Annotated in this window: 16 protein-coding genes; 5 read left to right on the plus strand and 11 right to left on the minus strand. The window is 71.7% G+C overall.

Annotated features, from left to right (window positions below; all coding sequences use genetic code 11):
- Nucleotides 1-20: 20 nt before the first annotated feature.
- Complete coding sequence (locus tag MMB17_RS02370) at nucleotides 21-1271, minus strand: sarcosine oxidase subunit beta family protein (RefSeq protein WP_238311817.1); 1251 nt, start codon at nucleotides 1269-1271, stop codon at nucleotides 21-23.
- 131 nt (nucleotides 1272-1402) lie between these two features.
- On the opposite strand from MMB17_RS02370, the gene MMB17_RS02375 reads away from it, so the two are divergent.
- Both MMB17_RS02375 and MMB17_RS02380 read left to right on the plus strand, forming a co-directional pair.
- Nucleotides 1403-2392: a GlxA family transcriptional regulator gene (locus MMB17_RS02375; RefSeq protein WP_241100936.1), complete on the plus strand. Its 990-nt coding sequence runs from the start codon at nucleotides 1403-1405 to the stop codon at nucleotides 2390-2392.
- 29 nt (nucleotides 2393-2421) lie between these two features.
- On the plus strand, nucleotides 2422-3207 hold the full coding sequence (locus MMB17_RS02380; protein ID WP_241100937.1) for a lysophospholipid acyltransferase family protein: 786 nt from the start codon (nucleotides 2422-2424) through the stop codon (nucleotides 3205-3207).
- A 152-nt stretch (nucleotides 3208-3359) separates the two neighbouring features.
- On the opposite strand, the gene metW is transcribed toward MMB17_RS02380, so the two are convergent.
- Both metW and metX read right to left on the minus strand, forming a co-directional pair.
- Nucleotides 3360-4052 carry a methionine biosynthesis protein MetW gene (gene metW / locus MMB17_RS02385; protein WP_241100938.1) on the minus strand — a complete coding sequence of 231 codons (693 nt, stop codon included), beginning with the start codon at nucleotides 4050-4052 and terminating at the stop codon, nucleotides 3360-3362.
- 38 nt (nucleotides 4053-4090) lie between these two features.
- A complete protein-coding gene (gene metX, locus MMB17_RS02390) occupies nucleotides 4091-5299 on the minus strand; it encodes a homoserine O-acetyltransferase MetX (protein ID WP_283206535.1) in 1209 nt (402 codons plus the stop codon).
- A 298-nt stretch (nucleotides 5300-5597) separates the two neighbouring features.
- On the opposite strand from metX, the gene MMB17_RS02395 reads away from it, so the two are divergent.
- The 3 genes from MMB17_RS02395 (at nucleotide 5598) to MMB17_RS02405 (ending at nucleotide 8385) form a co-directional block, all read left to right on the plus strand.
- Nucleotides 5598-6698: a pyridoxal phosphate-dependent aminotransferase gene (locus tag MMB17_RS02395; protein ID WP_241100939.1), complete on the plus strand. Its 1101-nt coding sequence runs from the start codon at nucleotides 5598-5600 to the stop codon at nucleotides 6696-6698.
- 4 nt (nucleotides 6699-6702) lie between these two features.
- The gene (locus tag MMB17_RS02400) at nucleotides 6703-7617 is read left to right on the plus strand and encodes a prephenate/arogenate dehydrogenase family protein (protein WP_241100940.1); all 915 of its coding nucleotides are present in this window, start codon (nucleotides 6703-6705) and stop codon (nucleotides 7615-7617) included.
- 285 nt (nucleotides 7618-7902) lie between these two features.
- Nucleotides 7903-8385: an RrF2 family transcriptional regulator gene (locus tag MMB17_RS02405; RefSeq protein ID WP_241100941.1), complete on the plus strand. Its 483-nt coding sequence runs from the start codon at nucleotides 7903-7905 to the stop codon at nucleotides 8383-8385.
- Here MMB17_RS02405 and MMB17_RS02410 read toward each other — a convergent pair.
- The 8 genes from MMB17_RS02410 to MMB17_RS02445 form a co-directional block, all read right to left on the minus strand.
- Complete coding sequence (locus MMB17_RS02410) at nucleotides 8379-9488, minus strand: DUF2125 domain-containing protein (RefSeq protein ID WP_241100942.1); 1110 nt, start codon at nucleotides 9486-9488, stop codon at nucleotides 8379-8381. The genes MMB17_RS02405 and MMB17_RS02410 overlap by 7 nt on opposite strands.
- 132 nt (nucleotides 9489-9620) lie before the next feature.
- Entirely contained in the window at nucleotides 9621-9986 is a 366-nt protein-coding gene (locus MMB17_RS02415; protein WP_338041757.1) for a hypothetical protein, read from the minus strand.
- A gap of 261 nt (nucleotides 9987-10247) precedes the next feature.
- Complete coding sequence (locus MMB17_RS02420; protein WP_238311826.1) at nucleotides 10248-10436, minus strand: ribosome modulation factor; 189 nt, start codon at nucleotides 10434-10436, stop codon at nucleotides 10248-10250.
- Nucleotides 10437-10477: 41 nt separating this feature from the next.
- Nucleotides 10478-12706, minus strand: coding sequence for a glycoside hydrolase family 3 N-terminal domain-containing protein (locus tag MMB17_RS02425; RefSeq protein ID WP_241100944.1), 2229 nt, complete (start codon nucleotides 12704-12706; stop codon nucleotides 10478-10480).
- A gap of 139 nt (nucleotides 12707-12845) precedes the next feature.
- A complete protein-coding gene (locus MMB17_RS02430; protein WP_241100945.1) occupies nucleotides 12846-14012 on the minus strand; it encodes a GGDEF domain-containing protein in 1167 nt (388 codons plus the stop codon).
- A gap of 276 nt (nucleotides 14013-14288) precedes the next feature.
- Nucleotides 14289-16094: a translation elongation factor 4 gene (lepA, locus tag MMB17_RS02435; protein ID WP_241100946.1), complete on the minus strand. Its 1806-nt coding sequence runs from the start codon at nucleotides 16092-16094 to the stop codon at nucleotides 14289-14291.
- A 148-nt stretch (nucleotides 16095-16242) separates the two neighbouring features.
- Entirely contained in the window at nucleotides 16243-19206 is a 2964-nt protein-coding gene (locus tag MMB17_RS02440; protein ID WP_241100947.1) for a response regulator, read from the minus strand.
- Nucleotides 19207-19311: 105 nt separating this feature from the next.
- Entirely contained in the window at nucleotides 19312-20088 is a 777-nt protein-coding gene (locus MMB17_RS02445) for a HugZ family pyridoxamine 5'-phosphate oxidase (RefSeq protein ID WP_241100948.1), read from the minus strand.
- Nucleotides 20089-20289 lie beyond the last annotated feature (201 nt).

Here is a 20289-nt window from a genome sequence, read left to right on the forward strand (position 1 = left end):
CCCGGGGAGGGAACATCAGATCAGTGCAGGTTGGGCTGGGCGCCCATGCCCTTCTCGTCGATGATCCGGCCGGTGGCGAAGCGGTCGAGCCGGAAGGCGGCGCTGACCGGATGCGGCTCGTCCCGGGCGATGGTGTGGGCGAAGCAGAAGCCCGCCGCCGGCGTCGCCTTGAAGCCGCCGTAGCACCAGCCGGCATTGAGATAGAGGCCGTCGATCGGGGTGCGGTCGATGATCGGCGAGCCGTCCATCGACATGTCCATGATGCCGCCCCAGTGGCGCAGGAGCCGCAGGCGGCCGAGCCCCGGCCAGAGCGCCATGCCGCCCTCCATCACGTCCTCGATGGTCGCGAGGTTGCCGCGCTGGGCGTAGGAATTATAGCCGTCGATGTCGCCGCCGAAGACGAGGCCGCCCTTGTCGGACTGGCTGACGTAGAAATGGCCGGCGCCGAAGGTCATCACGCAATCGATGAGCGGCTTCACGCCCTCGCTGACGAAGGCCTGCAGCACGTGGCTCTCGATCGGCAGGCGCAGGCCCGCCATGGCCGCGAGCAGCGAGGAGGAGCCCGCCACCGACAGGGCCACCTTCCTGGCGCCGATGAAGCCCCGGCTCGTCTCGACGCCGGTGACGCGGCCGTTCTCGCGGCGGATGCCGGTCACGGCGCAGTTCTGGACGATGTCGACGCCGCGCTGGTCGGCGGCGCGGGCATAGCCCCAGGCCACCGCGTCGTGGCGCACGGTGCCGCCGCGCCGCTGCAGCAGGCCGCCCTTCACGGGGAAGCGGGCATTCTCGAAATCGATGAAGGGCACCATGCCCCGCACCTGCTCCCGGTCGAGCAGCTCGGCATCGATGCCGGCCATGCGCATGGCGTTGCCGCGGCGGGCATAGGCGTCGCGCTGGCCGTCGGTATGGTACAGGTTCAGCACGCCGCGCTGGCTGACCATGGCGTTGTAGTTGATGTCCCGCTCCAGGCCCTCCCAGAGCTTCATCGAATGCTCGTAGAAGGGGATGTTGCCGGGCAGGCCGTAATTCGAGCGGATGATCGTGGTGTTGCGGCCGACATTGCCGGAGCCGACATGGCTCTTCTCCAGCACGGCGACGTTGGTGATGCCGTGCTCCTTGGCCAGGTAATAGGCCGTCGCGAGCCCGTGGCCGCCGCCGCCGACGATGACCACGTCGTAGTCGGAGCGCGGCCCCACATCGCGCCACTGGGGCTTCCAGTCCCGCTGGCCGCGCAGGGCCTGGCCCAGCACGCTGAACACCGAATAGCGCATCGCGCCCGTTCCCGTCTTCGCGGGGGACCAGCCCCCGATCACGACGGCGAGTATGTCAGAGCCGCGACGGCCGGGCTTGCTTTTCGCGACACGATTCCGGCAAATCCCGCCGAAATCGCGGGATCCCGACCATGGCCGCTCTCACGCTGAACGGGGGCGACAGCCGCCCCCTCGCCGTCGGCTTCGTGCTGCTGCCGGGCTTCCCACTGATGTCCTACGCCTCGGCGGTGGAGCCGCTGCGGGCGGCCAACACCCTGTCGGGCCGCAGCCTCTATCGCTGGTGGCATGCGGCGCCGGGGGACGCCCCGGTCCAGGCCTCGAACGGCGTCGCCATCCTGCCCGACGTGAAGGTCGGGGCCCTCGACCTCGACGCGGACTGGGTGCTCGTCTGCGCCGGCGGCAACCCGGCGGCCTTCGCCGATCCCGGCCTGACCGCCTGGCTGCGCCGGCTCGCCCGCGCCGGGCTGGTGATCGGCGGCATCTCCGGCGGCCCCTACCTGCTCGCCCGGGCGGGCCTCCTCGACGGGCGCCGCTGCACCCTGCACTGGGAGCACATCCCCGCCTTCCAGGAGAGCTTTCCGAAGGCGGAGGTGGTGCGCTCCCTCTTCGAGATCGCCGGGGACCGGGTCACCTGCTCCGGCGGCACCGCCGCCCTCGACATGATGCTGACCCTGATCGGGCGCGACCACGGGCCGAAGCTCGCCGCGGGGGTGAGCGACTGGTTCCTGCACGACCAGATCCGCCAGGGGCCGGACCCGCAGCGCATGGACCTGCAGGCCCGCACCGGCATCCGCGACGCCCGCCTGCTGCGGGTGCTGGCGGCGATGGAGGGGCATCTCGAGGCGCCCCTCTCCCGCGAGGCCCTGGCCGCCCTCGGCCGGGTCTCGACGCGCCAGCTCGAACGGCTGTTCCGGGATCTGCTCGGCACCGGGCTGCACCGGCACTATCTCGGGCTGCGCCTCGCCCAGGCGCAGCGCCTGCGCCGGGAGAGCCCGCTCACCGCCGCCGAGATCGCGGCGGCCACGGGCTTCTCCAGCGCCGACGCGCTGTCCCGGGCGGAGCGGCGGGAGCGGCGGCGGGCGGAGTCGGACCGGCTGGTGAAGGCCACCGCGCCGGAGTAAAGGGGCACGGCTCAACCTCCCGGCCTCCGATGCTCGTCCTGCGTTCCCTCGCCTTCAACCTCTGCTTCTACGTCGCCACCACGGCGCTCGCGCTCCTCGCCCTGCCGGCGCTCGCCGCGCGCAAGGGGGTGATCCGGGTGGCGCAGTTCTGGGGCGGGACGGTGGTCTTCCTGCTGCGGGTCGTCGCCGGCACGCGGGTGGAGTTCCGGGGGCTGGAGAACATCCCGAAGGGGCCGCTGCTCGTCGCCGCCAAGCACCAGTCGGCGCTGGAGACCCTGGCGCTGACCACGCCCTTCGAGGACTTCGCCTACGTGCTCAAGCGCGAGCTGATGTGGATCCCGGTGATCGGCTGGTATCTCGGCCGCGGCGGCATGGTGCCGATCGACCGCTCCAAGGGCGCCAAGACCATGGCCGCGCTGAACGCCGCGGCGTCGGCCGCCATCGCGGAGGGCCGCCAGCTCATCATCTTCCCCGAGGGCACCCGCCGCCCGGCCGGGGCGCCCCCGGCCTACAAGCAGGGCGCCTCGCATCTCTACACGACACTGAACGTGCCCTGCCTGCCGGTCGCCCTCAACACCGGCCTGTACTGGCGCCGCCGGGGCTTTCGCCGCATGCCCGGCACCACGGTGATCGAGTTCCTGCCGCCGATCCCGCCGGGCCTGCCGCGGGCGGCCTTCCTGAAGGAGCTGGAGCACCGGATCGAGACCGCCTCGGAAGCCCTGTTCAACGAGGGCCGGGCCGACCTCGCCCGCCGGGGCCATCCCGTCGCCGTCGCCATGGCGGGCTCGGTGCCGGAGACCTCGGGCACGCTGTGACCGTGACGTCTGCCTGATCGGAGCGGGTCGCGCCGAGCCCCCCCTCGCCCCGCATGCGGGGAGAGGGGGGCCGAGTTCGGTTCGATCGACTCGCCCAGACCTGCGTCAGCCCCGCATCGCGGTAAGAGCGGATGACGAGGACCCGGCCGGCCTCACCCCGGCTTCGCGCCCCGGCGCAGCAGGAACACGCCCTGCGCGCCCATCAGGTTCCAGAACCACCAGGGCATCGAGAAGCGCATCGGCCGGCCGCGGGTGTCGAGGGCCGTCGCCTTCTCGATGCGGGCGCCGAGGAGGCGGCACAGGCCGACGAAGTCGCGGATCGTGCAGAAATGGATGTTCTGGGTCTCGTACCAGGCCTCGGGCATGAAATCCGTGACCGGCATGCGCCCGCGCAGGGCGATCTCCGAGCGCACCCGCCAATGCCCGAAATTCGGGAAGGAGATGATGACCTGCCGGCCGATCCGCAGAAGGTGCTCCAGCACGATCCGGGGATTGCGGGTCGCCTGGATGGTCTGGGACAGGACCACCACGTCGAAGGCGTCGTCGGGATAGTTGGCGAGGTCGGTGTCCGCATCCCCCTGGATCACCGAGAGGCCGCGGGCGAGGCAGGCATTCACCCCCTCCCGCGACAGCTCGATGCCGCGCCCGTCGACCCCGCGGCGGTCGCGCAGGAGGGCGAGCAGCGAGCCGTCGCCGCAGCCGATATCGAGCACCCGGGCGCCGGCGGGCACGAGGCCGAGCACCACGATATGGTCGACGCGGGCGCCGGCCTCGCCCGCCCTGGGCAGGCCCTCGGCCGCCTCCCAGGGTGCGCCGGAGGCCGCATCGGTGAGGGTGTCGCTCATGCCGCTGATGCCGCTCCTCGCGCTCCCTTCGCCCGCGCTCACAGGCCCCGCGCCCGCGCCGCGGCCTCGATGAAGCCCCGGGCGGCGGAGAACATCGCCGGCTCGTCGAGCAGGAAGGCGTCGTGGCCCTTGTCGCTCTCGATCTCGACGAAGGCGACCGGCGCGGCGACCGCGTTGAGCGCGTGCACGATCGCCCGGGAATCGGCAGAGGGGAACAGCCAGTCGGAGGTGAAGGACATCACGCAGAACCGGGTGCTCTTCGAGCCGCGGAAGGCGTTGGCGAGCACGCCGCCATGGTCCTCGGCGAGGTCGAAATAGTCCATCGCCCGGGTCAGGTAGAGATAGGCGTTGGCGTCGAAGCGCTCCACGAAGGTGAGACCCTGGTGGCGCAGGTAGCTCTCGATCTGGAAGTCGGCGTCGAAGGAGAAGGTCGGGGCCGAGCGGTCCTGGAAGCGGCGGCCGAACTTGCGGTGCAGGGCCGGCTCCGACAGGTAGGTGATGTGGGCGCCCATGCGCGCGACGCCGAGCCCCTTGGCCGGCCGCGTGCCCGCCTCCAGGTAGCGCCCGCCCGCCCAGGCGGGATCGGCCATGATCGCCTGCCGGCCGACCTCATGGAAGGCGATGTTCTGGGCCGAGTGGCGCGCGCCCGTCGCGATCGGCATGGCCGCGAAGACCCGCTCGGGGAAGAGCGAGGCCCATTGCAGCACCTGCATCCCGCCCATGGAGCCGCCGATGCACAGGAACAGGTCGGGGATGCCGAGCCGGTCGAGCAGCATCGCCTGGGCCCGGACCATGTCGCGGATGGTCACGACGGGGAAGTCGAGACCGTAGGCGCAACCGGTGACCGGGTTGACGGAGGCCGGCCCCGTCGAGCCCATGCAGGAGCCGATGACGTTGGAGCAGACGACGAAATAGCGGTCGGTGTCGATCGGCTTGCCCGGGCCGACCAGGGTCTCCCACCAGCCGCCCTTGCCGGTGACCGGGTGGCGATGGGCGAAATGCTGGTCGCCGGTGAGCGCGTGGCAGATCAGCACCGCGTTGGAACGGTCCGCGTTGAGGGTGCCGGCGGTCTGGTAGGCGACCTGGAACGGGGCGAGCGTCAGGCCGGAATCCATGGCGAGCGGCTCATCGCGCGAGAACAGCGCGACCGGGCTCGTCGGCTCCAGGGCCTGCGAGGTCTCGGAGCCGCCGCGGGGCCGGCCGGCCTCGGGCGAGATCCCGGCATCGGGAGCGAGGGTGTTGTCCATCGTGCGTCCGGGGGCCGCCCTTTCGCGAACCAGGCCGCCGCGTCCGGCCGCGTGGCGCGCACCGAAGCGGAACGATACGGGCACCCGGTCGCCTCGGCTTGCGGCGGGGCGAGCCCTTGCAGGTAATCGCTCCCCCAGCGAGCGTCAACGAAACTCGATGCCGCCCCGGGTGGGCGCTGGCCCCGGGCGGATACGGCGCGCACGAGGGGGCGACGCTTTTCCCGAAGGCGGCGGCTCCCCGCGGGGCCGAAATGCTGTAGACGATCCCGTTTCCGAGCAAGACCGCCATCGACCGATCATGTCCGCCGCCTCCCGCCCCGTCCCCCGCCCCGGCGTCCTCGCCATCGAGGCCTACGTGCCCGGCAAGAGCGCCGCGCCCGGCCACGCCAAGGTCTACAAGCTCTCCTCCAACGAGACGCCCCTCGGGCCGAGCCCGAAGGCGGTCGAGGCCTATGCGGCGGCGGCGGGCCAGCTCGCCCTCTATCCGGACGGCACCGCCGCGCCTCTGCGCGCGGCGATCGGCGCGCGCTACGGCATCGACCCGGCCCGCATCGTCTGCGGCGCCGGCTCGGACGAATTGCTGACGCTCCTGTCCCTCGCCTATGTCGGCCCGGGCGACGAGGGCATCTTCAGCGAGCACGGCTTCCTGGTCTACCGCATCGCCATCCTGACGGCGGGGGGCACCCCCGTGGTCGTGCCGGAGCGCGACCTCACCGCGGATGTCGACGCGATCCTCGCCGCCGTCACGTCGCGCACGAAGATCGTCTACCTCGCCAACCCCAACAATCCGACGGGCACCTACCTGCCCTTCGACGAGATCCGCCGCCTGCAGGCCGGGCTGCCGCCCCAGGTCCTCCTCGTCCTCGACGGGGCCTACGCGGAATACGTGCGCGCCAACGACTACACCGCCGGGCTGGAACTGGCGCTGGAGGCGGGCAACGTCGTGATGACGCGCACCTTCTCGAAGATCCACGGCCTCGCCGCCCAGCGCATCGGCTGGATGGTCGGCCCGGCGGAGGTGGTGGATGCGCTCAACCGCATCCGCGGCCCGTTCAACCTGTCCTCCGGGGGCATCGCCGCGGGCGCGGCGGCGATCGCCGACGAGGCGCATGTCGCCGCCGCCGTGGCCCATAACGACGAATGGCTCGCCTGGCTCACCCGGGAGGTCGAGGGGCTCGGCCTCGCCGTCACGCCGAGCGTCGGCAACTTCCTGCTCGTCCACTTCCCCGAGACGCCCGGCCGCACCGCCTCGGAGGCCGACGTGCATCTGACCAGCCAGGGCGTGATCGTGCGGCGGGTCGCCTCCTACGGCCTGCCCAACGCCCTGCGCGTCACGGTGGGCAGCGCGGAGGCGAACCGCGCCTTCGTGACGGCGCTGACCGGCTTCCTGCGGAGCTGAGGCGGTGGGGATCGTTGTCGAACGGCTCGCCGTCGTCGGGCTCGGCCTGATCGGCTCCTCGATCGCCCGAGGCGCGCGCACCTTCGGACTCGCGCGGCAGATCGTGGCGATCGACCGCGACCCGGCCGTGGTCGAGCGGGTTCGCGCCCTCGGCCTCGCCGATCACGCCACCGGGGAGCTGGCCGAGGGCGTGGCCGAGGCCGATCTCGTCGTCCTCTGCGTGCCGGTCGGCGCCATCGGCAGCGTCGCCGCCGCACTCGCGCCGCACCTGAAGCCGGGCGCCGTGCTCTCGGATGTGGGCTCGGTGAAGGCCGCCGTGGTCGCCGCGGCGGCCCCCCACCTGAAGCCGGACAATCCCTTCGTGCCGGCCCATCCGGTGGCGGGCACGGAGCATTCGGGGCCGGATGCGGGCTTCGCGACCCTGTTCGCCAACCGCTGGTGCATCCTGACGCCGCCGGAGGGCACGGAGGCGGCGGCGATCGACCGGGTCCAGGCCTTCTGGCAGGGGCTCGGCGCCATCACCGAGACCATGAGCCCGGAGCACCACGACCTCGTGCTCGCCATCACGAGCCACGTGCCGCATCTGATCGCCTACAACATCGTCGGCACCGCCGCCGATCTCGAGGCGGTCACCCGCTCCGAGGTGATCAAGTTCTCCGCCGGCGGCTTCCGCGACTTCACCCGGATCGCGGCCTCCGACCCGACCATGTGGCGGGACATCTTCCTCGCCAACAAGGAGGCGGTGCTGGAGATGCTCGGGCGCTTCAACGAGGACCTCGCGGCGCTTGCCCGTGCCATCCGCTGGGGCGACGGCGACGCCCTGCACGCCCTGTTCACCCGCACCCGCGAGATCCGACGCGGCATCGTCGCCATGGGCCAGGAGACGGCGGAGCCAGATTTCGGACGGCGCAAAAGTTGACACCGGCGGCTGTCAAAGTCGCCAGCCGATTTGCCCAACGCGCCACGGCTCCCCAAGCCGTCCAGGATCGATCACACAAAAGCGATCAAAGATCACCTGCGCGGCACGTGCGACGCATGGACTTACTTTGTGCAATAGTATACCAATACAATTAACGTAGATTCTTCACATGTGTTTACCCGCGCTTCCGTTCATGGGATCAGCGGCCGATCCGGAAGGGGCGCGGGGGCGCGCCGCCATGCTCGGCAGGCGGGGGAGCCGGACGACCTAACGGAAGGCCCGCGCGTGCGTCTCTCGCTCTACACGGATTTCGCATTGCGGCTGCTGATGTATCTCGCCGGGCAGCCGCCGGAAGCTTGGGCGACCACGCCGGAAGTGGCGCGCGTCTTCGGCATCTCCGCCCATCATCTGCAGAAATCGGCACAGGGTCTCGTGCGCGCCGGGTTCGTCCAGGCGCGCCAGGGCCGCTCCGGTGGCCTGCGCCTGGCCAAGCCCGTCGGCGAGATCCGCCTGGGCGCGGTCGTGGCGGAACTGGAGGGCAGCGGCTGCCTGATCGATTGCGAGCGCGGGCCCTGTCCGCTGGCGGGCCATTGCGCCCTGAAGCACGCGATCGACAACGCCGAGCGCAGCTTCCTGCGCGAACTCGACCGCTTCACCCTGGCGGACGTCACCGCGGGGCGCACCGGGGACGCGGTCCGCAGCTTGTCCAGCCGGGCGTCGGGGCTGCTGGCCGCGGAGATGCCGCCCCCGATGCCCGCCGTTCAGTAGAGCGGCGGCAGCACCACGTTCGGAACCGCGAAGGGGCCGAGGAACAGCCGCCCATCCGCGAGCTTCACCGGCGGCAGCGGCGCCAGGGCCGGGTCGCCCTTGGCGGAGGCGCCGTTGCCCTCCGGGCCGGCACCCGCCTCCTGCCCGCGCTGCAGGCCGCCGAGGAAGCGACCGACGAGATTGCCGATCAGGGCGCCCTTCTCCGCGCCGAGGCGCTGGCCCATGATCTGGCCGACCAGCGCATCGAGCCCCGCCGCGCGCACGTCGAACCGGCCGGCCGGGCGATGCGCCTCGTCCAGGCCGACCGCGCCGTTGGCCTGCAAGCGGCGGTCGCCCTTCTCCAGGGAGCCGAGGGCGAGGTCGAGGCGCCCGCCGGCCTGCCGCCAGATCTCCAGCTCGTGGGCGATCGTCCCGGTGCCGAGGCGGGTGGCCTGCTCCAGGGTCGCGTCGAGGGCGACGCTCGCCGGCTCCGCATTGCCGACCACCGCGTCGAGCTGCGGGAAGCGGCCGTTCGCGAGGCGCAGGCTGATATCGACGGCGCCCTCGCTCTCGAAGCGGCCGGGCGTCGGGCGGGCATGCAGCTCCAGATGCTGGGCGGCGAAATCGACCGGCCCCGGGGCGCCCCCGCGCACGCTGCCCTTCGGCTGATCGACGACGAGGGAGGCGCGCACGAAGCCGCTGGTGGAGCCGTGGAAGCTGCCTTCGAGGGACGTCCAGGTCACGTCGCCGACGAGGTCGCCCTGCTCCGCATGGAACGGGCCGTCGACCTCGATCAGCCCGTGCATCGGCTGATAGACCTGCACGACCGCGGTGAGGGGGCCGACGCGGAACCCGCCATCGGACCGGGCGAGCGTCACGGCGCTGCAGCGCAGTTCCAGGCGGAAGGGATAACCGGTGACGGAGCGGTCGGCGCAGGTCCAGTTCCGGCCCCCGGCGGCCTCGCGGGCGAGCCAGGCGTCGATCTCCTGCACGGCGCGGCCGCGCATCCAGAACCAGAGCCCGGACCAGGCGACGGCGAGGATGACGAGGAGGATGAAGGGAAGGAACAGGCCGAGGCGCGAGCGGGGCTTTCCGGCCCCGGGACCCTGCGAAGTCTGCGCCATCCGATCGTCCCCGCTTCCCTCAAGGCCGCCGTGTTTGACGACCGCGGGGCGGCAAGGCAAGGGCGACGGTGCGGCGACCGCACGAAGCGCGACCGCAGGTCGCGAGCGCCGCGGGCAGGGGGCGGGGTCTTGTCAGGCGTTCCCGGCCGGCTCCCGCCGCAGGTCGGCGACGATGGCGCGGCGCTCGTCGTCGGTCTCCGCGAGGCGGTGGACATGCATCTCCGTGGCGCCGCTCTGGCGCGCCCGGGCGAGCCAGTTGCGCACCAGATGCTCCCGGGGGCTCACGCCCATGGAGGCCACGGAGACCGGCTCCGCCACGCCGGCATCGTCCCGGCGGACGGCGATCATCACGGCCTCGCCCATCTCCAGCAGATCGGGCTCGACGAGCTCGTGGATGCCCACGACGTAGCGGCGTCCGGAGCGGCCGCGCCACGCGCTCAGGGCCAGGGCGGGAGTTCCGCGCAGCCCGACGGTGCTTCTCAAACGTTCCTCGCGCACGTCCATGCTCCGAGATCGGCCGCCTCTCAGGTCGCGCATCGCGCCCGTCCAGGACAGGGTCCGTTTGTTCCCCATATGTTCTACGCTAAACTTGGCTACAGGATACGTCAAGGCGACCTGCCTCGACCTTCCCGGAGATGGGGAGTCCGGAGGTTATCCACAACCGTTCCGCGCTCCGGGCGGCCCGTCGAAGTGTCGCAGCACACGGCGCAATTCGGCGCGCCGCACGGTAGGACGGGCCGCGCCGACGAAGTCGCCGCGTCAGCCCCGGTCGAGGGGCGGATCGGGGGCCTGGTCGGCCGGTTTCCCGTCGAAGCCTTCCATCCAGGCCCGCCGTTCCGGCGAATCGGCAGGATAGGGGCAGGCATCCTTCCGGCGGCCCTGCGCCCGGGCGCGGGCGCCCTCCGCGATCGCGTCCCGGGGCGGCGGGCGGGGTGTCGAGTCGCTCATGCCCGGGATCTAACGCGGCCCCCGCGCGCGGCCAGCGAGCCTCAGCGCCGCGCCTCGGCGCTGCCCGGCGGCCCGCGCCACCCGGTCTCGACGTCGAAGGACGCGCTCTGCGTCGCGGCCGAGTCGGGGCCGACGAAGACCTCGTAGCCGCCCTCCTCGACGACGAGGGTGCCGTCCGCCTCGTGGTAGCCGAGATCCCGCGCCGCCACGCGGAAGGTCGCGGTCCCCGTCTCGCCGGGGGCGAGGTCGAGGGCGACGAGCCCCTTCAGCAGGCGCGAGGGCCGGCTGCGGGCGGCGACGGGCTGGTGCAGGTAGAGCTGCGCCACGGCGCGGCCGGCCCGGGCGCCGGTGTTCGTCACCGGCACCTTCACCTCCAGGACCGGATCGAACCGGGCGCCGACGCCGACATGCGGCGTCTCGATCTCCGGCTTGCCATAGGCGAACCGCGTGTAGGTGAGGCCGTAGCCGAAGGGAAAGAGCGGCAGCGGCGACTCGTCGGCATAGCCCATGGTCCAGCGGGTGCCGGGCACGTGCGGGCGCCCGCCCGGGCGGCCGTCATAGGTGAGCGGCAATTGGCCGACGGTGCGCGGCCAGCTGACCGGAAGGCGCCCCACCGGCGCGGCATCGCCGAACAGCACGTCGGCGAGCGCCGGGCCGCCCTCGATCCCGGGGATCCAGGCCATCATCACGGCGCGGGCGCGGTCGAGGGCCTCGCGCAGCTCCACCGGGCGCCCGCCGGTGACGATCAGGGCGACGGGCTTGCCGGTGGCCGCGACCCGGGCGAGCAACTCCTGCTGCCGTCCCTCCATGGTCAGGTAGGCCCGGGATGACCCTTCGCCGGAGCGGTCGCGCCCCTCCCCCATCACCGCGATCACCAGATCGGCCTGCCCCGCCGCCGCGACGGCCTCGGCGAAGCCCGCGTCGCTCGCGCAGGCGCGGTCGCAGCCCGGGGCGACGTCGAGGGTGATTCCGGCCGCGGCAGCCCGCACCTCGAGGGCGGCGCGGTAGGTCACCGCATCCTCGGGCTTGCCGGCGCCCTCGTGCGGGCCGACCTGGTCCCAGGCGGAATCCGCGAAGGGGCCGACGAGGGCGATGCGCTTGACCCGCTTCGGATCGACCGGGAGCAGGTCGCCCTCGTTCTTGAGCAGGACGAAGCTCGACCGGGCCATCTCGCGGGCGAGCGCCCGGGTCTCCGGCCGCAGCAGCTTGGCATCGGCGCTGGCGGGGTCGACCACCGGCTTGTCGAACAGGCCGAGGCCGAACTTGAGCTTGAGCACCCGCCGCACGGCCTCGTCGACCTGCGCCTCGGCGATCCGGCCGGCGCGCACCTCCTCGGGCAGGTGGCGCACGAACAGGCCGCTCGTCATGTCCATGTCGACGCCGGCGAGGAAGGCCTTGCGGGTCGCCTCCGCGCCGTCGCGGGCAACGCCGTGGGCGATCAGCCCGCTCACCGCCTGCCAATCGGCCACGACGAGGCCCTTGAAGCCGAATTCGCGGCGCAGGACCTGGGTGAGCAGCGTGGCATCCGCCGTGGCCGGCAGCCCGTTCAGGCTGGTGAGCGCGGTCATCACCGAATCCGCGCCCGCGCGGATGCCGGCCCGGAAGGGCGGGAAATGGGTGTCGTAGAGCTCGGTCGGGGCGATCCAGGTGGCGTCGTAGTCGCGCCCGCCGAGCACGGCGCTGTAGCCCGCGAAATGCTTGAGCGTGCTGGCGAGCCCGCCATCGCGAAACCCCTCGACCTGCGCCTCGGTGAAGCGGCTCGTCAGCCAGGTGTCCTCGCCCGTGCCCTCCGCGACCCGGCCCCAGCGCAGGTCGCGCGCCACGTCGGCCATGGGGGAAAAGGTCCAGTTCACGCCGATGGCGGCGGCCTCGCGGGCCTCCGCCGCGGCGGCGCGGCGCATCAGGCCGGGATCGAAGCTCGCGGCCATGCCGATCGGCAGGGGGAAGATCGTCCGGTAGCCGTGGACGATGTCGAGCCCTACCAGCAGGGGGATGCCGAGGCGGGAGGCCCGGGCCTTGGCATCGATGCCCGCCACGAGCTGCGGATTGTTGAAGTTGATGACCGCGCCGACCTCGCCGCGGGCCGCGCTCTCGGGATCGAAGCCGGGCTCCAGGGAGATCAGGTTGAGCTGGCCCGTCTTCTCCTCCAGGGTCATCTTGGCGAGAAGCGCATCGATCCGCGCCTCGACCGTCTCGGCGCGGGCCGCGCCGCAGACGAGGACAAGGGCGGCGGCGATGCGCGCGCCGGCCCGGAAAGCACCCCCGCCCATGGTCTCGTCGTCTCCCCTCGCCGGGCCCTTCGGGGCATCGCGGCCTGATCTGTCACGCGCCGAAGCTTCGGGCACGGCGCCTGAACGCGCCATGACGGAGCGAAGGCGGCTTTTCCGCGGCAGCGCGCCCCGTCCGGTCTCAGGCCGCGAGCCGCTCCCCCAGCGGGCAGGCGGCGACGACCCGGTCGCGGCCGGCCCGCTTGGCGCTGTAGAGCGCGTCGTCGGCGGCGCGCAGCATCGCCTCGAAGGCGGCCTGCTCCCCGGCCCGCGCGGTGGCGAGCCCGATGCTGGTCTGGATCCGGAGGTCGCGATAGGCCGGCACGTCGATGGCGGCGAGCACGGCACGGAACCGGTCCGCGAGCCGCATCGCCGGCTCGGTCGCCATGTCCGGCACCACGCAGGCGAATTCCTCGCCGCCCATGCGCCCGAAGGCGGCACCGGCCGGCAGCAGTGCCTGGATCGCGTGGCAGAAGCCGGCGAGCACGCCGTCGCCGACCGCATGGCCGTAGGTGTCGTTGATCGCCTTGAAGTGGTCGAGGTCGAACAGCAGCAGCACGCAGGGCCGGTCGCGCGCGGCGAGGAGCTTCTCCGCCCGGACCACGAAGGCGCGGCGGTTCGGCACGCCGGTGAGGGGATCGGTCTCGGCGGCGAGCCGCTGCTCATGCTCCGCCCGTTCCTTGGTGAGCGCCATGAACACGAAGGCGATCGCCACCGTGAACAGCGTCCCGCCGAAGCAGAGGACCGCGAACCAGGGGGATTCCATCGCATTCGTGTCGGCGGGCATCGTCGGCCCCAGGGCGATCGGGATGCGCAGCCAATAGAGGGCGGCGTAGACGGCCAGGATCGTCATGGCCGGCCAGCGCGAGACCAGCGCCTCGCTGCGGCCCCGCCACAGGGTGTAGGCGCCGAGCGCACAGAACGCCCCGGCGAAGACGGAGATGAAGATCACCCGCGCCGACAGCGAGGCCATGAAGTCCGGCCAGAGGCAGGCGAGGCTCCAGAGGCAGCCCACCGCCGCCGCGACGCCGTAGCGGGGCGGCCGGTGCTGGAAGGCGCGCACGCCGCACCAGATCAGCCCGTAGGCGCCGAGCATGAGGGCGTTGCCGAGGCCGATCGAGAGGGCGTCGGAGATCACGTTGCGCAGGGAGAGAAGCGCCGCGCCGGCCGCGCCCAGGAGATGCGCCACGCCCCAGATCGCCAGGGCGCGGGTGTGGCGGGCCTGGCTCCAGGACAGCAGGAACAGCACGCCCACCACGGCGGTGACGGCGACCGTCATCAGGAGCAGGGTCGGCGTGTCGAGACGCATCGGCATCCGGAGCGGGAAGACGCACAGCTTGGTGCGTCACTGGAGAGTTAGCGCGAAGCCGAAAACAGATCGTTTAAACGGCCGTGCCGGCCGCGCCGATGATTATAGACAGATCGGCGCGACCCAATGATCGACTCGGACTAGGGCTGGTCCGCAAATATTTTACCCCGAATAACCGAATATTCGTGATTAAAATTATCGGATCGAATACGAGATTTTCTCGCGGCGCATGACGATCCGGCGGCATGCCGCGTCGCGAGCAAGTGGACGCAGCCCTCAATCGTCCATCTTGAGGGCGGCGATGAAGGCTTCCTGCGGGATCTCGACCTTGCCGAACTGGCGCATGCGCTTCTTGCCCTCCTTCTGCTTGTCGAGGAGCTTGCGCTTGCGGGAGATGTCGCCGCCGTAACACTTGGCAGTGACGTCCTTCGACAGGGCCCGGATGGTCTCGCGGGCGATGATCTTGCCGCCGATGGCCGCCTGGACCGGGATCTGGAACAGGTGGCGCGGGATCAGGTCCTTCAGCTTCTCGCACATGGCCCGCCCGCGGCTCTCGGCGCGGGTGCGGTGGACGAGCATGGAGAGGGCGTCGACCGGCTCGGCATTGACCAGGATCGACATCTTCACGAGGTCGCCCTCGCGGTAATCGGAGACGTGGTAGTCGAAGGAGGCGTAGCCCTTCGAGATCGACTTCAGGCGATCGTAGAAGTCGAACACCACCTCGTTGAGCGGCAGATCGTAGACGACCATGGCGCGCTTGCCGACGTAGTTGAGGTCGATCTGGATGCCGCGGCGGTCCTGGCAGAGCTTCAGCACGCCGCCGAGATAATCGTCGGGGGTGAGGATCGTGGCGCGGATCCAGGGCTCCTCGATCGTCTCGATCTTCATCGGGTCCGGCATGTCGGCCGGGTTGTGCAACTCCTTCACCTCGCCGTCGCGCATGTTGAGGCGGTAGACGACGGAGGGCGCCGTCGAGATCAGGTCGAGGTTGAACTCGCGCTCCAGGCGCTCCTGGATGATCTCGAGGTGCAGGAGCCCGAGGAAGCCGCAGCGGAAGCCGAAGCCCAGCGCCGCGGAGGTCTCCATCTCGTAGGAGAAGCTGGCGTCGTTGAGCCGCAGCTTGCCCATGGCGCCGCGCAGATTCTCGAAATCGGCGGCATCGACCGGGAACAGGCCGCAGAACACCACCGCCTGCACGTCCTTGAAGCCCGGCAGCATCGCGGCCGTCTGGCGCTTGTCCTCGGTGATGGTGTCGCCGACGCGGGTATCGGCGACCTCCTTGATCGAGGCGGTGAGAAAGCCGACCTCGCCCGGCCCGAGCTCGCCGATATCGGCCATCTTCGGGCGGAACACGCCGATCTTGTCGACGCCGTAGACCGCGTCCGCGCCCATCATGCGGATGGTCATGCCCTTCTTGAGCACGCCGTCGACGATGCGCACGAGCACGACGACGCCGAGATAGACGTCGTACCAGCTGTCGACGAGCAGCGCCTTCAGCGGCGCGTCCCGGTCGCCCTTGGGCGCCGGCAGCCGGGTGACGATGGCCTCCAGCACCTGATCGATGTTCAGGCCCGTCTTGGCCGAGATCGGCACGGCCTCGGAGGCGTCGAGCCCGATCACCTCCTCGATCTGCTCCTTGACCCGGTCCGGCTCGGCGGCCGGCAGGTCGACCTTGTTGAGGACGGGCACGATCTCGTGGTTGGCGTCGAGCGCCTGGTAGACGTTGGCGAGCGTCTGCGCCTCCACGCCCTGGGAGGCGTCCACCACCAGCAGCGAGCCCTCGCAGGCGGCCAGCGAACGCGAGACCTCGTAGGCGAAGTCGACGTGGCCGGGCGTGTCCATCAGGTTGAGGATGTAGTCCTTGCCGTCGAGCGCTTTGTATTCGAGGCGGACGGTGTTGGCCTTGATGGTGATGCCGCGCTCGCGCTCGATATCCATGGAATCGAGCATCTGCTCGCTCATGTCGCGCAAGGCCACGGTGCCGGTCGCCTGGATCAGGCGGTCGGCGAGCGTCGACTTCCCGTGGTCGATATGCGCGACGATCGAGAAGTTGCGGATGTTGTCGATGGACGAGGTGGTCATCGGGGTCTCCGGCGCTGACACGGCGGCCCGTCCCAGGGGCTGGCGCGGCGCACGGCAGGTCTGAAGGGAACGGTCGGGGGCGGGAGATAGCAGCGGCGGGCAGGCGCGCCAAGGCGCCCCTGCCCCGAGGGACCCACAATCAGGGCGTTCAGAGCAATACGACGTTCGCCGCGATCTCGGGGGAAGCGGTGGTCGTGAGCTCGTCGAGCACCCGGCAGGCGAGGCCGTGGGCGACCCGGCAGGCGGAAAGGGCGGCGGCCGCCGAGGCCTCGTCGCCGGCCTGGGCGAGCTGGTCATGGGCCTCGGCCAGGTCGAGGAAGCCGAGCTGGCGGGCTCCCACGGCGATGGCGGGCGAGCGGGCGCGCAGCATCACCTCGTCGCCCTGGACGAGATCGAGCAGGGTGACGAAGCCGCCGACGAAGCCGCGCACCTCGCCCGGGTCGAACTGGGTGCAGAGCCGGTCGTAGACGGTGCGGTCGAACACGGCGGGGGGCGCGGGCGCGTCGCTCGCCGCGTCGACCAGCATCAGCGAGGACAGGCTGGCATAGACCGCGGCGCAGAGGGTGTGCCGGTCGAAGGGCTTGGCGACATGGGCGTCCATGCCCGCCTCGCGCAGGGCGCGCACCTGGTCGGGCATGACATTGGCCGTCATGGCGATGATCGGGATCCGCCGGGCCGGATGCTGAAGGGCCCGGATGCGGCGGGTCGCGGTCATGCCGTCCATGCCCGGCATCTGCACATCCATCAGGACGAGATCGTAGTTGCGCTGCTGGACCGCAGCGAGGGCGTCGACCCCGTCGGACACCACGTCGACGGCGAAGCCGGCCCGCTCCAGGATGGCGCGCACGATCTCCTGATTGACAGGGTGATCCTCGGCGACGAGCAGCCGCGCCGATCCGGGCCTGCCGGGCGTCGCGGCCTCGACCGGCACGGGATCCGGCGCCTGGGCCACCACCGGCAGGCCGAGGCTGAAGGCGTAGCGGGAGGCGCCCTTGGCCGCCTCGAGCTGGCCGCCCATCAGGGCGACGAGGCGGCGGGCGATGGTGACGCCGAGCCCGCCATGATCCTTCGAGACGACCTGGCCGCCGTCGCCGGTCAGGACGAAGGCGAGGCGGCTCTCCCCCCCGGGGCCGGGCCGATGCTGCACCGAGAGGGTGACGAGGCCGCCCCGGCGCGCCCGCACCATCGCGGTCAGAAGGCTCCGGAGGATCTGGTTCAGGCGGCGCTCGTCCCCCATCACGAGGGGCGGCAGGCGGTCCGCGCCGTTGAGGCCGAGGCTGACGCCCTTGCGCGCCGCCATGCCGCGCACCTGGGCGACGACGTGATCGAGCATGCGGGCCAGGGCGAAGGGCATCGGGTCGAGCTGGATGTCGCCGGCCTCGACCCGGGCGAAATCGAGGATGTCGTCCACGGCCGCCTGCATCGCGGCGGCGGCCTCGGCGACGAAGCCGACATAGCGGCGCTGCTCGGAGGACAGGGGCTCGGATTCCGCCAGAAGCTCGCCGATGCCGGAGATCGTGGCCAGGGGCGTCCGGATCTCCTGGCTCACCACGGCCAGGAAATCCGTCTTCGCGCGGCTCGCATTCTCGGCCTTGGCCTGGGCGAGTTCGGCGGTGTCCCGCGCGATGCGCAGGGCCTCGGCCTGCTCCTGCCGCTCCGTGACGTCGCGCAGGACCGAGACGATGTTCGGCGGCGCGCCGTCCGTGGTGGCGACGAGGCTGCTGGCGCATTCCACCCAGATCCAGCGGCCGTCCTTCCGCTTGGCGCGGAACAGCGTGGTCACGCAGGGCCGCGCCGGCGAGAGCGTCAGGTCGCCGCCCCGGATCTCGGCGAGATCGTCGGGATGGATCACCTCCTCGAGCGGCATCGTGCGGGCGTAATCCGGATGGAAGCCGAAGACGCGCTCGCAGGAGGGCGAGACGTAGCCGATCTCCAAGGCGCCCTGCTGCCGCAGGACGATGACGTCGGCCAGGTTCTCCGCGAGCACCTCGTAGCGGAGCCGGCTCGCCTCCAACTCCCGGGTCCGCTCGGCGACGCGCTCCTCCAGGGTCGCGTGCGCGGCGGCGATCGCCCGGCGCTGCTCCTCGAGAAGCTGCGAGGCATCGACCAGGGCGCGCCCGACCGCGTTCGATTCCGAAAGGTAGAGGGGCGGAAGCTCGACCTTCTCGCCGCGTCCGATCGCCCGGGCCGCCGCCACCAGGGCCGCCGCGCCCGCCGTAATCCGGCGCGCCCAGCGCCACGCGATCCCGCCGCCGATCCCGCACAGGACGAAACCGAGCCCCAGGAAGAGAAACATCGAATCGCTGAGGGGCTTCTCGAGGGCCGCACGGTCGACGCCGGTGAGGATCGTCCAGCCCGACAGGTCGGACTTCACCTGATAGCCCACGACGCCGTCGCCGAAGGGAGAGAGGGAGGCGACCGGCTCGCGGGCGACATCCTCCGCCGCGAGCTTCGTCTGCTCGATCCAGGCCTCGGCGATCCGCGCACCGGGCGTCATCGCGATGACGTGCCCCTCGCCGTCGAGGATAGCCGCCGAGAACGGCTCGGCGATGCCCTGGCGGTCGAGGAGATGCTCGAGATGCTCGAGCCGCCGGGTGACGGAGAGGTAGCTCCGAACCACCCCGTCCCGCACGACCGGCACGTTGACGCCGATGATCCGCCGGCCGGACAGCGCGCTGATCAGCAGCCCGGACACCACGGGCTTTCCGTCGGGTCGAAGGCTCGCCTCGAGCTTGGGCCGCGCCACGACGGGCATGGGCTCGCCGGGAGGGACGCGCGTGTTGACGAGCTGGCGGCCGCCCAGCTCCGTCAGGGTGATCGTGTCGGCACCGCTCTCGATCAGCGTCAGGAAGCGGGCATGCAGCTCGGCGAAGTCGCGCCGATCAATCGCCGGAGAATGGGCGAGCGCCCGGGCGACGCCCGCCAGTTCCGCGAGATCGCGCTCGATCGCCTCCCTCAGGCGCTCGCCGGCCATGTGCACGACCGTGCCGAGCCGCGCGCGCTCGCTCTCGACATACCAGCGCGTCGCGACCGCGGTCATCAGCACGAGCGGCAGGACGAGCGCCAGGGCGAATTTCGCGAAGGATGCGACGAGGGACCTGCCCCGCTTCACACCTGCCATGATCCCGAAACCCGCCGCCCCTGACCCCTGGAAGACACGCCGTTCTAATCCGGCAGAGGTTTCCAATGGGTAGCGGTCGGCCCTGCGGGCGGCGGACTATCCACCCCGCGCCGCGGCCGCCATCGCCACCAGGATACGGCGCAGGCCGCCCATATCCGAGACGGGCTCGGGATAGGTCACGCGCGCGCTCCGCTCGCCGGAGACGAGGTCGAGCCCCTCCGGGTCGAGCCCGGTCAGCGTCCAGGCCGCGCCCGCCTCCCCCTGCCCCGCCGCGTAGAGGGCGAGGGCATCGGCGTGGTCCGCGTTCATGTGCGCGACGGCGCCGCGCTCGCCCGCGACGAGCCCTTCCGCGCCGGTGAGATCCAGGAGGAGTTCCTCCGGCTTCAGGGTCGCCGCCTTGGCGAAGCCGCCGTTGAGATGGCCGGCGGACGGCCTCAGGGCGAAGAAGCCGAAATCGGGGAAGTCCGCGTAGAGGGCGGCCTTGGGATGGCGGGCGAGGAAGCGCTCCCGGGCCCGCGGCTCGGCGACGGGCTCGGCCCGGCCCGTCACCGTCAGGCGCGGATGGGCCAGGGGATCGCCCTTGCCGCCGGCGGAGAAGAGCAGCGAGGCGCGCGGATCCTTCAACAGGTTTCGCGTATGCGCCGAGAGCCGGGAGAGCAGCAGCAGCGGCGTGCCGTCCACATCGGTCGCGATGGTGACGAGCGAGGCGAAGGGCGTGCCGTCCGCGGCGTCGAGGGTGGCGAGGGCGCCGGAGCGCACGCTGCGCAGCAGCCTGCGGGCGAGGCCGATCGCGTCGAAAGGTGCCTGCGCTGCGGGAAACGGCTCCGCCGGCCCCCTCGCCGGCCCCGCCGCATCGGCGTTCTCGTCCTGCATGGTCGTGCTCTCCCGGGTTCTCTCCGGACAGCATAGCGCGCGGGCCGGCCCGGGGCACCGATGGCCTTCGCCGCAGCCTGCCGAGGCCGTCGCGAGGCGCCAGCGTCCCGTCGTCGTTACGGCCAAGCTCTGCCGCCCGCTCGCTTTTTTCCCACGATGGTCGTAAAGGACGGAGCTTTCGTCACGCGGCGGAGCCCGATC

It is taken from the genome of Methylobacterium organophilum, assembly GCF_022533465.1.
Lineage (GTDB): Bacteria > Pseudomonadota > Alphaproteobacteria > Rhizobiales > Beijerinckiaceae > Methylobacterium > Methylobacterium organophilum.

What these genes read in the sequence shown, in the direction of transcription:
- MMB17_RS02370 (WP_238311817.1), bottom strand. Translation starts at nt 1,271, where the DNA reads ATGCGCTATTCGGTGTTCAGCGTGCTGGGCCAGGCCCTGCGCGGCCAG.
- MMB17_RS02375 (WP_241100936.1), top strand. Translation starts at nt 1,403, where the DNA reads ATGGCCGCTCTCACGCTGAACGGGGGCGACAGCCGCCCCCTCGCCGTC.
- MMB17_RS02380 (WP_241100937.1), top strand. Translation starts at nt 2,422, where the DNA reads ATGCTCGTCCTGCGTTCCCTCGCCTTCAACCTCTGCTTCTACGTCGCC.
- metW (WP_241100938.1), bottom strand. Translation starts at nt 4,052, where the DNA reads ATGAGCGACACCCTCACCGATGCGGCCTCCGGCGCACCCTGGGAGGCG.
- metX (WP_283206535.1), bottom strand. Translation starts at nt 5,299, where the DNA reads ATGGACAACACCCTCGCTCCCGATGCCGGGATCTCGCCCGAGGCCGGC.
- MMB17_RS02395 (WP_241100939.1), top strand. Translation starts at nt 5,598, where the DNA reads ATGTCCGCCGCCTCCCGCCCCGTCCCCCGCCCCGGCGTCCTCGCCATC.
- MMB17_RS02410 (WP_241100942.1), bottom strand. Translation starts at nt 9,488, where the DNA reads ATGGCGCAGACTTCGCAGGGTCCCGGGGCCGGAAAGCCCCGCTCGCGC.
- MMB17_RS02420 (WP_238311826.1), bottom strand. Translation starts at nt 10,436, where the DNA reads ATGAGCGACTCGACACCCCGCCCGCCGCCCCGGGACGCGATCGCGGAG.
- MMB17_RS02425 (WP_241100944.1), bottom strand. Translation starts at nt 12,706, where the DNA reads ATGGGCGGGGGTGCTTTCCGGGCCGGCGCGCGCATCGCCGCCGCCCTT.
- MMB17_RS02430 (WP_241100945.1), bottom strand. Translation starts at nt 14,012, where the DNA reads ATGCGTCTCGACACGCCGACCCTGCTCCTGATGACGGTCGCCGTCACC.
- lepA (WP_241100946.1), bottom strand. Translation starts at nt 16,094, where the DNA reads ATGACCACCTCGTCCATCGACAACATCCGCAACTTCTCGATCGTCGCG.
- MMB17_RS02445 (WP_241100948.1), bottom strand. Translation starts at nt 20,088, where the DNA reads ATGCAGGACGAGAACGCCGATGCGGCGGGGCCGGCGAGGGGGCCGGCG.